General features: G+C 58.9%; 10 protein-coding genes and 2 riboswitches. Of the genes, 6 read left to right on the plus strand and 4 right to left on the minus strand.

The genetic code is table 11. From position 1 onward, the window contains the following. Nucleotide 1: 1 nt before the first annotated feature. On the minus strand, nucleotides 2-1,063 hold the full coding sequence (gene cobW, locus RHM68_RS13625) for a cobalamin biosynthesis protein CobW (protein ID WP_322223795.1): 1,062 nt from the start codon (nucleotides 1,061-1,063) through the stop codon (nucleotides 2-4). A 99-nt stretch (nucleotides 1,064-1,162) separates the two neighbouring features. Beyond that, nucleotides 1,163-1,376, minus strand: a riboswitch (cobalamin riboswitch). A gap of 132 nt (nucleotides 1,377-1,508) precedes the next feature. Next, nucleotides 1,509-1,739: riboswitch (cobalamin riboswitch) on the plus strand. Nucleotides 1,740-1,839: 100 nt separating this feature from the next. On the opposite strand from cobW, the gene RHM68_RS13630 reads away from it, so the two are divergent. The 4 genes from RHM68_RS13630 (at nucleotide 1,840) to cobM (ending at nucleotide 3,984) form a co-directional block, all read left to right on the plus strand. Beyond that, nucleotides 1,840-2,031, plus strand: a complete 192-nt coding sequence (locus tag RHM68_RS13630; RefSeq protein ID WP_322215427.1) for a CbtB domain-containing protein — start codon at nucleotides 1,840-1,842, stop codon at nucleotides 2,029-2,031. An 11-nt stretch (nucleotides 2,032-2,042) separates the two neighbouring features. Next, nucleotides 2,043-2,744, plus strand: coding sequence for a CbtA family protein (locus RHM68_RS13635; RefSeq protein ID WP_322215430.1), 702 nt, complete (start codon nucleotides 2,043-2,045; stop codon nucleotides 2,742-2,744). Beyond that, complete coding sequence (locus tag RHM68_RS13640; protein WP_322215432.1) at nucleotides 2,741-3,166, plus strand: cobalamin biosynthesis protein; 426 nt, start codon at nucleotides 2,741-2,743, stop codon at nucleotides 3,164-3,166. Before RHM68_RS13635 ends, RHM68_RS13640 begins: the two co-directional genes overlap by 4 nt. A gap of 71 nt (nucleotides 3,167-3,237) precedes the next feature. After that, nucleotides 3,238-3,984, plus strand: coding sequence for a precorrin-4 C(11)-methyltransferase (gene cobM, locus RHM68_RS13645; protein ID WP_322215434.1), 747 nt, complete (start codon nucleotides 3,238-3,240; stop codon nucleotides 3,982-3,984). Between the two features lie 139 nt (nucleotides 3,985-4,123). Here cobM and nfuA read toward each other — a convergent pair whose 3' ends face one another. Both nfuA and RHM68_RS13655 read right to left on the minus strand, forming a co-directional pair. Beyond that, a complete protein-coding gene (gene nfuA / locus RHM68_RS13650; protein ID WP_322215436.1) occupies nucleotides 4,124-4,708 on the minus strand; it encodes a Fe-S biogenesis protein NfuA in 585 nt (194 codons plus the stop codon). Between the two features lie 187 nt (nucleotides 4,709-4,895). Then, on the minus strand, nucleotides 4,896-7,181 hold the full coding sequence (locus RHM68_RS13655) for a fatty acid cis/trans isomerase (RefSeq protein WP_322215438.1): 2,286 nt from the start codon (nucleotides 7,179-7,181) through the stop codon (nucleotides 4,896-4,898). A 153-nt stretch (nucleotides 7,182-7,334) separates the two neighbouring features. Here RHM68_RS13655 and metH point away from each other — a divergent pair, with 153 nt between their 5' ends. Then, nucleotides 7,335-11,045, plus strand: a complete 3,711-nt coding sequence (gene metH, locus RHM68_RS13660; RefSeq protein WP_322215439.1) for a methionine synthase — start codon at nucleotides 7,335-7,337, stop codon at nucleotides 11,043-11,045. Nucleotides 11,046-11,187: 142 nt separating this feature from the next. Next, the gene (locus RHM68_RS13665) at nucleotides 11,188-11,406 is read left to right on the plus strand and encodes a DUF2970 domain-containing protein (RefSeq protein WP_322215441.1); all 219 of its coding nucleotides are present in this window, start codon (nucleotides 11,188-11,190) and stop codon (nucleotides 11,404-11,406) included. A 7-nt stretch (nucleotides 11,407-11,413) separates the two neighbouring features. Here the strand turns inward: RHM68_RS13665 and RHM68_RS13670 are convergent, their stop codons facing one another. Beyond that, nucleotides 11,414-12,499 (minus strand): ABC transporter substrate-binding protein, encoded by a 1,086-nt coding sequence (locus RHM68_RS13670; RefSeq protein ID WP_322215443.1) that lies wholly within the window; start codon nucleotides 12,497-12,499, stop codon nucleotides 11,414-11,416. Between the last annotated feature and the right edge of the window lie 434 nt (nucleotides 12,500-12,933).

The following is a 12,933-nucleotide window of genomic DNA, read 5'->3' on the forward strand; positions in this document are numbered from 1 at the left end:
CTTAAACGCTGAGCGCAGCGCGCAGTTGCGCTTCGAGCAGAGCGGCGTCCAGTTCCTGGCCGATCAACACCAGGCGCGTGGTGCGCGCTTCATCGGCGCCCCACTGACGGTCGAAGTGCTTGTCGAAGCGCGTGCCCACGCCTTGGATCAGCAAACGCATCGGCTTGTTCGGGATCGCGGCGAAGCCTTTGACCCGCAGGATGCCGTGCTTGACCACCAACTGGGTCAACGCATCCATCAGCAGGCTTTCGTCGGCTTGCGGCAATTCGATTGAGATGGAGTCGAACGCGTCGTGGTCGTGATCGTCCTCACCGTCGTGGTGATGGTCATGATGGCTGTGACGGCTGTCGATGTGTTCTTCGGAACCCGCGCCGAGGCCGATCAGCACGTCCAACGGCACGCGTCCGCTGCTGGCTTGGATAACTTTCACCGCAGCCGGCAGCTCTTCGGCGACTTCCAGGCGCACGCGGGCCAGGTCTTCAGGGCTGATCAAGTCGGCCTTGTTGAGGATCACCAGGTCGGCGCTGGCCAGTTGGTCGGCAAACAATTCGTGCAGCGGCGACTCGTGATCCAGGTTCGGATCGAGTTTGCGCTGAGCGTCGACCTGGTCGGGGAACGCGGCGAAGGTGCCAGCGGCCACGGCAGGGCTGTCGACCACGGTAATCACCGCATCAACGGTACAGGCGCTGCGAATTTCCGGCCACTGGAAGGCTTGAACCAATGGCTTCGGCAAGGCCAGGCCAGACGTTTCGATGAGAATATGGTCGAGGTCGCCGCGACGGGCCACCAGTTCGCGCATCACCGGGAAGAACTCTTCCTGAACAGTGCAGCAGAGGCAGCCATTGGCGAGTTCATAAACACGCCCGTTGGCCTCTTCTTCAGTGCAACCGATGGAGCACTGTTTGAGGATTTCGCCGTCGATGCCCAACTCGCCGAACTCGTTGACGATCACCGCAATGCGGCGGCCCTGAGCGTTGTCGAGCATGTGCCGCAGCAAGGTGGTTTTGCCCGAGCCGAGGAAACCGGTGACGATGGTGACAGGGAGTTTGGCCAGTGTTTTCATCGGATGCCCTTTGGCAAGGTGGCGGGCATACGGGACGACAATCGCGGCCAACGATGCGCGCGCGGAAGAGTTCGCCACCGGATCACCCCGCCCGGTTGTAGTGAGAATCTGTGACGAGGCAGGTCTCCTGGCTGACGGTGTGCCAGTCGGTTGACTGGCATTTGCTGCGCCTTCCCGTTCGCCCAATGAAGTGGGCTTGCAGTGGCGTGGCAGCGAACATCACCGTTCACAGTTGCGGGGGCAGCCGCGGCATCGACCGCGTTCCCTTCTTAGCTTCGACAAACGCCGAAGAACCTCGAAAGCGCAAGGCTACGCATCGTCTGGGGGCGGGTCAATGTCTTGTCGCGTCCGCGCCGCTACCGTTGCGAGGCTGCTCGCGACAACGTTCCTCCAGTTCGGCGTTGAGAACCCTTGCCAATTGACTCCCCGCCCCCACCCGTGGTCTGCTGTGCGCCTTGTTACGGGTGCCCTTCATAGGGTGAAACGGGAAATCGGTGAATCATGTGCTTTACTCTTAAAGCCATGTCAGTCCGATGCTGCCCCCGCAACGGTAAGCGAGCGAAGAATCAGATCCACTGTGCCGACAACGTCGCATGGGAAGGCGATTCTTGCAGGTTCAGGCGCAAGCCTTGGCCCCTCGTGAGCCCGGAGACCGGCCCGCAACACATCGATAACAAACCCGCGGTGGGCGGGCGCTGTTTGAACTTCTGCATGCCTGTCGCGCAGGGGGTCTTCATGCGCTCTATTCACCCGCTGACAGACCAGAGGGAAGCGCCATGTCGATCATCAGCAGTACAACCAGCCGCACCACTAGCAACACTACAACGCTGAGCCAACGCCTGACCGCCGCTATCGGCGCATCGATTCTCGGTGCCTGCCTGGTGTACTTCGCCGGTTTCTCGCACATTGATGCGGTACACAATGCCGCACACGATACCCGTCACAGCTCCGCGTTTCCGTGCCATTGAGACCTGCCCAAATGATCAAGCGTATAGCGCAAACCGCAGGTTTCACCGGGTTGCTGGCCGCCCTGCTGCTGACTCTGCTGCAAAGCTTCTGGGTGGCCCCGCTGATTCTGCAGGCAGAGACCTACGAAAAGTCCCCAGCGACTGAAACCCATCAACATGCCGAAGGCGCGATGGTGGGCCACACTCACGACGCCGAGGCCTGGGAACCGGAAAACGGTTGGCAGCGCGTGCTGTCCACCACCGGCGGTAACCTGGTCGTTGCGGTGGGCTTCGCGCTGATGCTGGCGGGCCTCTACACTTTGCGCGCCCCCACCCGCACCGCTCAGGGCCTGCTCTGGGGCCTGGCGGGTTATGCGACCTTCGTGCTGGCGCCAACGTTGGGCCTGCCACCTGAGTTGCCGGGCACTGTCGCCGCCGATCTGGCGCAACGACAGACCTGGTGGATCGGTACTGCAGCGTCTACCGCTGCCGGTATCGCCCTGATCGTGTTCAGCCGTCACTGGCTGATGAAAATCCTCGGAGTGGCTATTCTGGCGGTTCCGCACGTGATCGGTGCGCCACAACCGGAAGTCCATTCGATGCTGGCTCCGGAAGCGTTGGACGCGCAGTTCAAAATCGCTTCGCAGCTGACCAACGTAGCGTTCTGGCTGGCCTTGGGCCTTATAAGCGCCTGGCTTTTCCGCCGCAAAACCGACGGTCAATACCACGCATGACGAGTAACCGCGCAGCGCCGACCCTGGTGGTCGGCCTGGGCTGCCAGCGCGGCTGCCCGGTCAGCACGCTACGCGCACTGCTTGATCAGGCGTTACAGGCTCATCAAATCGAATTGCGGATGATCAAGGCCCTGGCCAGCATCGACCTGAAACGCGATGAACCGGGGCTGATAGAGTTGGCCGCGCAGTTGTCCCTGCCATTGATGTATTTCAGCAGCGAACAGCTGGCTCGCTATCAATCACAGTTGAGCCATCAATCACAGATCGCCTTCGAGCGCACCGGTTGTTACGGCGTGGCGGAAAGTGCAGCCTTGGCGTTGGCGGAGCAACTGGTCGAGGCCCCGGCAAAACTGCTGGTATCGCGACAGAAATATGCCCAGGCGACCCTCGCGGTAGCCAGTGCGGCACAACCCCAGCGCTAATCCGCCCTCTCGATCATGAGCAATCTTCATCTGAAGCGTTCTCCACGCCCTTTTTCTTACAGGAACCGACGATGACCGTCTATTTTATTGGCGCGGGTCCCGGCGACCCGGAACTGATCACCGTCAAAGGCCAGAGGCTGATTCGCAGTTGCCCGGTGATCATCTACGCCGGCTCGCTGGTGCCGGCTGCGGTGCTTGAAGGCCACCGGGCCGAACACGTAGTCAACAGCGCCGAGCTGCACCTGAAACAGATCATCGAACTGATCAAAAACGCCCACGCCAACGGCCAGGACATCGCCCGCGTGCATTCCGGCGATCCCAGTTTGTACGGTGCAATTGGCGAACAGATTCGCTACCTGCGCGAGCTCGATATTCCCTTTCAAATCATCCCTGGCGTCACCGCCACAGCAGCCTGCGCCGCGCTGCTGGGGGCAGAACTGACGCTGCCAGACGTTTCGCAGAGCGTAATTTTGACGCGTTACGCCGACAAGACGGCGATGCCGGCGGGCGAAGAGCTGGGCAGCCTGGCGCAACACGGCGCGACCATGGCGATTCATCTTGGGGTCAATCATCTGCACAAGATCCTTGCCGAGTTGCTACCGCATTACGGCGCAGACTGCCCGATCGCCGTGATTCACCGGGCGACGTGGCCGGATCAGGACTGGGTGGTAGGGACATTGGCCGATATCGCCGAGAAAGTTGAAGCGAAAGGGTTCCGACGCACGGCGCTGATCCTGGTGGGCCGGGTGCTTGGCAGCGATCATTTCAGTGAGTCCTCGCTGTACCGCGCGGGGCATGCGCATTTGTACCGCCCTTAGCAGCCTCTTCGCGAGCACGCTCGTTCGCAATTGGGCGCTCGTCAATCCAGGGCGAGCCTGCTCGAGAAGGCATCCTTGAACATCACCCATAAAAAAACGGCGCTCACGGGGCGCCGTTTTTTATGTCGCAGCGAACACCTTAGTAGTAGGCGTTTTCTTTCTGCGTGTGGTCGGTTACGTCGCGAACGCCCTTGAGCTCCGGAATACGCTCGAGCAGGGTGCGCTCGATGCCTTCACGCAACGTGACGTCTGCCTGGCCACAGCCCTGGCAACCGCCGCCGAACTTGAGAACGGCGATGCCGTCTTCAACCACATCAATCAGGCTGACCTGACCGCCGTGGCTGGCCAGCCCCGGGTTGATCTCGGTCTGCAAGTAATAGTTGATGCGCTCGTTAACCGGGCTGTCAGCGTTGACCATCGGTACTTTGGCGTTTGGCGCCTTAATGGTCAGTTGGCCGCCCATACGGTCGGTGGCATAGTCGACCACCGCATCATCCAGGAAGGCTTCGCTGAATGAGTCGATGTAGGCAGTGAAGCTTTTGAGCCCCAGCGCAGTGTCTTCAGATTTCTCTTCGCCCGGCTTGCAATAGGCAATGCAGGTTTCGGCGTACTGAGTGCCAGGCTGGGTGATAAAGACGCGGATGCCGATACCTGGGGTGTTCTGCTTGGAGAGCAGATCAGCCAGGTAATCGTGGGCGGCGTCGGTAATGGTAATAGCGGTCATGGAAACTCCTCGCAGGCGTCGGCGCAGTTTACGCCAATCGTCGCGCCGCACAAAGTCCCAGTATTTTTGTCGGGAAAGCGCGAACGCTGGCGGCCTGTTCAAAACCTCATCAGGCAAGGCTTTAAAGCCTGAAATAGCGGGGTTTCACCCCGACCAACACTCCGCCCACGTTTCGATCAAAAATCGATCAAAGATTCTCGTAGCGGTTCATGTCCAGCACGCCCTCTTCCACCGGATCGGTTTCATGAAGGTAGCGGCTCAGGTCATGGAAATACTCCCAAAAATGCGGATGACTGCGACGAATACCCCAACGCTCGACGATTTTCTCGAAACCGCTGCCGTCATTGGCGTGCTCCATCGCGTCCACGAACGCTGGCACTTGCTCGGCGGGAATGTTGAAGATGAAGTTGGGGTAGCTACTAAGCACGCCGGGGAAAATGGTCAGGGTGTCCAGCCCCGGCTGATAGCGCAGCGATTCGCCGCTCAAAAACGCGACGTTACTGTGGGCACGGTTGCGCAACAGGCTATAGAACTCGCGCTTGCCGCTGCGGGTCTCGATGCGCAGCATGCTGGCTTCTGGCAGTTGATCAATGATTTTGAGCCCGGCAGCCGGACGGGATGTGAGGCGACTCAACGCCTGCTCGGCATTCTGCAATTCAGGGTCGATATTGGGCCGTGAACAATAGGCGCCCTCGCATCGATTGATCGGGTCCGGGGTTGCATTGAGGTCGCCGTATCGAGCCAGCAACTGCTTTGCAAAGTCGCGTTTAGGGTCTTTTTCGTCCAGTTTCAGTGCTGTCGGCTTGTCGTTATCGATGGACTCGTAGTCCAACCACATTTTGAATTTGCCACTACTCTGATACCAATCGTCGAGGTAGTCGCCCCTGGAATTGGCCGGCATCAGGCGCAGGAAATTCTGCTCGGCTCCGTTGCGGATCAAGTCAAAGTACAAGCGAGTCTGCGCCTGATGTGACACGTTGCCGAACACATCGAAGTTCACCGCCAACTGGTAATAGGTGCGTTCCAGCAACGGATAGTCAAACAGCCATATCGTCTGCGGTACTTCACCGATCAAGCCCTTGGTCACCGAGGCACTGTCGAAATGCCGAAAGATGCTTAACAAGGCATTGTCGTTACCTGCCCACAACGTAGACCAGCTCGGCGCCGGCGCATCAGCGTAGCTGTCGCGGCGTAACGCTTCATATTCATTACGCTTGTTGCGGTAGTCTCGCCAAAGACTCAATACGCTGCCGACATCGTCGTTTTGCCCCGGCATCGCCAGCAACGGCGTGGCCTGCCCTCGATAGTTAGGATCAGTGATGTACAGGTCATGGTCCGGCGCCTGAAACAGCGCCCAGAAGTTGTCACGAATGACGTCGGTCGCAATTTGGCCGCGGCACACCGGACCGCGAATAAACGTGCGCACAAAGTATTCGGCGTTATCGAGCATGAACTGGTAGCGGGCCTGAGCGGGAATGGCCTCGAAGGTCTGGAACGGATTGGCCCGACGTTCCGGGCCATAACCTGGCAACGCCGTCACCTGCCAGTTACCGCTATAGAAGAGGCTTTTGACCCGTGCCATTTTCGCCGGGCTCAATGGGTAGGTGATGTGGGTCTTGTGGACGATCACACCCTGCACCGGCCACAAACGGTAGTAAATCTGAGTACCCGGATCGTCGTTCGGACGCCGGGTGTTGATCAGGTCTATAGGTTGGCCGGTCGGCGTGCGTGAACGCACCCACTGGAAGAAATGTCCCGGCTCACCGTCGTTGAAGTAGAGGTGCGCCAGGAATAAATGCTCGAACAACCATCGCCCGACCAGGCTCTCGCGGGCACCCGGCGCATTGAGCAGGTTTTCCCATTGCAGCACTTGCAACGCTTCCTGTGTACTCGGCACCAACCCTTGCTCATCAATGGGCGCGCCGGATGCAAGCCAGCGTTGCAGTGTCTGATACTGCTGATCAGTCAGGCCGGTCACCGCCAGAGGCATACCTTCTTGAGGGTGAGCGCTGGCGTAACCCTGGAACTGCGCCGGCATCGCACACATGTTCTCGCGATTCAGGCCCAGGACGATGTCATCCGGCAACTTGGCGTTGGGCTGCAACACAGCGTTGTGGCCCAACTCCAGCATGCGCGCCATCAACGCGGCTTGACTGCCTTGAGCGTCGAGCACCGAATAAAAATCCTTGTGCTGCCAGGCTTGCTTGCCGAAAGCGTCATAAAACAGCCGGGTCGGCGCCGCGGCCTCGCGACGCTCGCCGTCATAGACCGGGATCTTTGTAGCGCCACGCGCCGCGCCTTCGCCACTGCCCAGGTTCAACTGACAGGCGGAGTCATAGCAGGCGTGGCAGGCCACACACTTTTCGGTGAAGATCGGCTGAATATCGCGGGTATAAGAAATAGCCGGTTCCTGCGCAACGGCGCATCCGCTTAAAAGCAGCAAACCAATGCAGACGACGACGCGATACGGCATGAGCAGTCCCGATAATGAAAAAACGCCGCGATTCTACCGGTCTGGCACCGCGACCAACATGAGCGATATTCATGCAAAACCCTGACATGCTCCAAAAGCGCACAGGTTTGCTATGATCCCGCCCCTTCGTCATGGTCTTTCCGAGTAGCCCCAATGTCCGATCGCAGTGTTCGCCTTCAAGCCCTCAAGCACGCCCTTAAAGAGCGAATCCTGATTCTCGATGGCGGCATGGGCACAATGATCCAGAGCTACAAGCTCGAAGAGCAGGATTACCGCGGCAAACGTTTCGCCGATTGGCCGAGCGATGTCAAAGGTAATAACGACTTGTTGGTGCTGACTCGCCCAGACGTCATTGGTGCTATTGAGAAAGCCTACCTGGATGCTGGCGCCGACATTCTGGAGACCAACACTTTTAACGCTACCCAGGTTTCACTGGCCGATTACGGCATGCAAGGGCTGGCATACGAGTTAAACGTAGAGGGCGCACGCCTGGCACGCAAGGTCGCTGATGCCAAGACCCTGGAAACCCCTGAAAAACCACGCTTTGTCGCGGGCGTGATCGGGCCGACCAGCCGCACCTGCTCGCTGTCGCCAGACGTGAACAACCCCGGCTACCGCAACGTCACGTTCGATGAATTGGTGGAAAACTACACCGAGGCCACTAAAGGCCTGATTGAAGGCGGCGCCGACCTGATCCTGATCGAGACCATCTTCGACACCCTCAATGCCAAAGCGGCGATCTTCGCCGTTCAAGGGGTTTTCGAAGAGCTGGGCATCGAGCTGCCGATCATGATCTCCGGCACCATTACCGACGCCTCCGGTCGTACTCTCTCCGGCCAGACCACCGAAGCGTTCTGGAACTCCGTCGCCCATGCCAAGCCGATCTCGGTCGGCCTGAACTGCGCCCTCGGCGCCAGCGAGTTGCGCCCCTACCTGGAGGAGCTATCGAACAAGGCCGGCACCCACGTTTCGGCGCACCCGAACGCTGGCCTGCCGAACGAATTCGGTGAGTACGACGAATTGCCAGTAGAAACCGCCAAGGTCATCGAAGAGTTCGCCCAAAGCGGTTTCCTGAACATCGTCGGCGGCTGCTGCGGCACCACCCCGGGCCACATCGAAGCGATCGCCAAGGCGGTGGCTGGTTACGCCCCGCGCCAGATCCCGGTCATTCCCAAAGCCTGCCGCCTGTCAGGCCTCGAACCGTTCACCATCGACCGCAGCTCGCTGTTCGTCAACGTCGGCGAGCGAACCAACATCACCGGCTCTGCCAAGTTTGCCCGCCTGATCCGTGAAGACAATTACACCGAAGCCCTGGAAGTCGCCCTGCAACAGGTCGAAGCCGGTGCTCAGGTGATCGACATCAACATGGATGAAGGGATGCTGGACTCGAAGAAGGCGATGGTGACCTTCCTCAATCTGATTGCCGGCGAGCCGGACATCTCCCGCGTACCGATCATGATCGACTCCTCCAAGTGGGAAGTCATCGAAGCCGGCCTCAAGTGCATCCAGGGCAAGGGCATCGTCAACTCGATCAGCATGAAGGAAGGCGTCGAGCAGTTCATTCATCACGCCAAACTGTGCAAGCGCTACGGCGCCGCCGTGGTCGTGATGGCCTTCGACGAGTCCGGCCAGGCCGACACCGAAGCGCGCAAAAAAGAAATCTGTAAACGCTCCTACGACATTCTGGTCAACGAAGTCGGCTTCCCGCCGGAAGACATCATCTTCGACCCGAACATCTTCGCCGTGGCCACCGGCATCGAAGAACACAACAACTATGCTGTGGACTTCATCAACGCCTGTGCCTACATCCGCGACGAACTGCCGTATGCGCTGACATCGGGTGGCGTGTCCAACGTGTCGTTCTCGTTCCGTGGCAACAACCCGGTGCGCGAGGCGATTCACTCGGCGTTCTTGCTCTATGCGATCCGCAATGGCCTGACCATGGGCATCGTCAACGCCGGCCAGTTGGAGATCTACGACCAGATCCCCGCCGAACTGCGCGATGCCGTAGAAGACGTGGTGCTCAATCGCACACCGGAAGGCACCGACGCCCTCCTCGCCATCGCCGACAAGTACAAGGGTGACGGCAGCGTCAAGGAAGCCGAGACCGAAGAATGGCGCGGCTGGCCTGTCAACAAGCGGCTGGAACATGCGCTGGTCAAAGGCATCACCACCCACATCGTTGAAGACACCGAAGAGTCGCGTCAGTCCTTCGCGCGTCCGATCGAGGTGATCGAAGGCCCTCTGATGTCCGGCATGAACATCGTCGGCGATCTGTTTGGCGCCGGCAAAATGTTCCTGCCGCAGGTGGTGAAGTCAGCCCGTGTGATGAAACAGGCCGTGGCGCATTTGATCCCGTTCATCGAGCTGGAAAAAGGCGACAAACCAGAAGCCAAGGGCAAGATCCTCATGGCCACGGTCAAGGGTGATGTCCACGATATTGGCAAGAATATTGTCGGTGTGGTGCTGGGCTGCAACGGCTACGACATCGTCGACCTCGGCGTGATGGTGCCGGCGGAGAAAATCCTGCAAGTGGCCAAGGAACAGAAGTGCGACATCATTGGCCTGTCCGGCCTGATCACGCCGTCGCTGGATGAGATGGTCCACGTCGCGCGCGAGATGCAGCGTCAGGATTTCCACCTGCCGCTGATGATCGGTGGTGCGACCACGTCCAAAGCGCACACCGCCGTGAAGATCGAGCCCAAGTACAGCAACGACGCCGTGATTTACGTCACCGACGCCTCACGCGCCGTGGGCGTGGCGACCCAGTTGCTGTCCAAGGAACTGAAGCCCGGCTTCGTCGAGAAAACCCGGCTGGAATATATCGAAGTCCGCGAGCGCACCGCCAACCGCAGCGCCCGTACCGAGCGCTTGAGTTACCCGGTGGCCATCGCGAAGAAGCCACAGTTCGACTGGAGCACCTACACGCCGGTCAAACCAACGTTCACAGGCGCCAAGGTGCTGGACAACATCGATTTGAACGTCTTGGCCGACTACATAGACTGGACGCCGTTTTTTATCTCCTGGGACCTGGCTGGCAAGTTCCCACGCATCCTGAATGACGAAGTGGTCGGTGAGGCCGCGACTGCGCTATACGCCGATGCCAAGGAAATGCTCGCCAAACTAATCGATGAGAAACTCATCAGCGCCCGCGCAGTGTTCGGCTTCTGGCCGGCCAACCAAGTGCGCGATGATGACATTGAAGTGTATGACGATAATGGCAAGCCATTGGCCAAGCTGCATCACCTGCGCCAGCAAATCATCAAGACCGACGGCAAGCCGAACTTCTCCCTGGCCGATTTCGTTGCGCCGAAGGACAGCGAAATCACCGACTACGTGGGGGGGTTCATCACTACCGCCGGGATCGGCGCCGAAGAAGTGGCCAAGGCCTATCAAGACGCTGGCGACGATTACAACTCGATCATGGTCAAGGCCCTGGCCGACCGCTTGGCCGAAGCTTGTGCCGAGTGGCTACACCAACAAGTGCGTAAAGACTACTGGGGTTACGCAAAGGACGAGACGCTGGACAACGAGGCTCTGATCAAAGAGCAATACACCGGCATCCGTCCTGCCCCAGGCTACCCTGCCTGCCCGGACCACACCGAAAAAAGTACGCTGTTCGCCTTGCTCGACCCGCAAGCCCGCGAGATGCAGGCTGGGCGCAGCGGTGTGTTCCTTACCGAGCACTACGCGATGTTCCCGGCAGCGGCCGTCAGCGGCTGGTATTTTGCCCACCCGCAGGCGCAATACTTCGCCGTGGGCAAAATCGACAAGGACCAGGTGCAGAGCTATACGTCACGCAAAGGGCAGGAATTGAGCGTGACCGAGCGCTGGTTGGCGCCTAACCTGGGTTACGACAACTAAAGGTCAGCCGACGATCGTCCCCATGCTCGGCGTGGGGATGTAGCCAGCAACACGCAGCGCCCAAAGAATAGACGCAGAGCGTGGCAACGGTCCGTGCAGCATTGTCTATGCTTGCCTCACACACCTACGTGACGAGGGATTTATGGACGATCCAGTCGACAACAAGCCGCCGACCCTATGGCAGATGCTGCACAGCGTCGTTGCGGCGGCATTCGGCGTGCAAAGCGGGAAGAACCGCGCCAGGGACTTTACCCACGGCAAGCCGAGTCATTTCGTCATCCTGGGGATTTTGTTCACAGCTGTATTTGCGCTGACACTGTTTGGCATCGTGAAGCTGGTGCTGCATTTGGCGGGGGTCTGAATCGACTTCAGTGGATCAACGTTTGCAGGTTGAACGGATAACGATAGGACGCCGGCCGCCCCTTGGCTGACAGTTTGCGAAAGTTCACCCCGTAATTTTGGGTGGCACTCAACGCCAGTAACTGTTTGGCCTGCGCACGATTGATCAACTGCAACACCGGAATCTGCAGATCACGTCCACCGTATTGGCTGGCATCCACCCCTTGCGCGTAATCATGCAACTGCACCAACGCCCACCCACCCAGGCTGAAGTGCCCGCCCAGCAGCACACTCAAGCGACCGTCCAAAAATGCCTGCAACGCTGGTGGCGAATTGTTTACCGCGCTGAACAAGGCACCCTTGCCGGGCTTGCCGCCAACCTCCGTGTAGGCTTGCATAGCGCCAAATGCCATCTCGTCGTTGGCCGACCAAACCAGTGACGTTTGCGGGTAGCGTCTAAACAGCAATTTGGCTTGTTCATAGGCTCGTTCACGGCTCCAGCCGCTGTAGACCAATTGCCGCAGGCGTACCTCGGGGTGTTTGGCCAACGCCCGTTTCATGCCCTTCTCGCGCAGTTGCGCCGAAGGCGTGATCTTGAGTCCCGAAAAAGCCAGCAACTCAATCACCTGTCCGGGCGCCACAGGCCCTTTGAGGCGAATCAGTTCCTTGAGCATCAAGTAACCGCCCTCCTCGTCATTAGGCACCAGGCTGCCTAGCAAGTCGGGGAGCTTGTCGGGTTGCGAACCGAGCAGTCTCGTTTGGTCGGCAGTAAAAGCACTATTGACCATGAACAGCTTTACGCCGCTCCCTTGGGCCAGGCGCAGGATTTGCGGGGCAACGTATTGCTCGTTGACGAACACCAGATAGTCGGGGCGATTGGGGCCTTGCAAGGCTTCGCGGGCTTGATCGATGACGACTTCAGGCTCGCGATCAGCGTAAACAATACGCAAATCCATGCCCAAGTCTTTGGCGGCGGCTTGCATGAATTGCGAGAAGCTGACCCAGAACGCTTCCTGGGTGGACCCCGGATTGAGGAACAGCACCGAAGCCGCCTGGGCACAAGGTCCCAGGACCGTGCAAAGCGTCAGCACTACACCACAAAAAAGCTTCAACATTGGTCATTCGAGCCCCGGAAATTTCGCCGCATATTATAGCCAACGAGTGCCCGGAAACGGGGCTTATTCCATCAACTGTCCGACAATCGTCGGGATTGGACTCGGACGAGGTCGTTTATTGATGGCTGACCCAAAACACTGCCGTGCCTACGACCAGAATGATCAGAAACAGAATCGCCCAAGCATCAACGGTGCTATCACTTTTTCTTGCTTTGGTTGGGTTGCTCATTGCATCGCCTCTTGTCGGTTTTATTGGTGATTGCATAAAGACTCGACCACAGTTAAGACGATGATTGCCCGCACCACAAATGTGGAATTAGTAACAACCACTCTCATTAGTCGTTTTGGTTCTTTACATATACTCAAACATCACTTTTGCGCATAACTGCAAACTGGTATCTTGCCCCGGCTCCGTAGGGAGTGCGCGGCCGTGC

Origin of the sequence: Pseudomonas sp. DC1.2 (assembly GCF_034351645.1) — a bacterium.
GTDB lineage: Bacteria > Pseudomonadota > Gammaproteobacteria > Pseudomonadales > Pseudomonadaceae > Aquipseudomonas.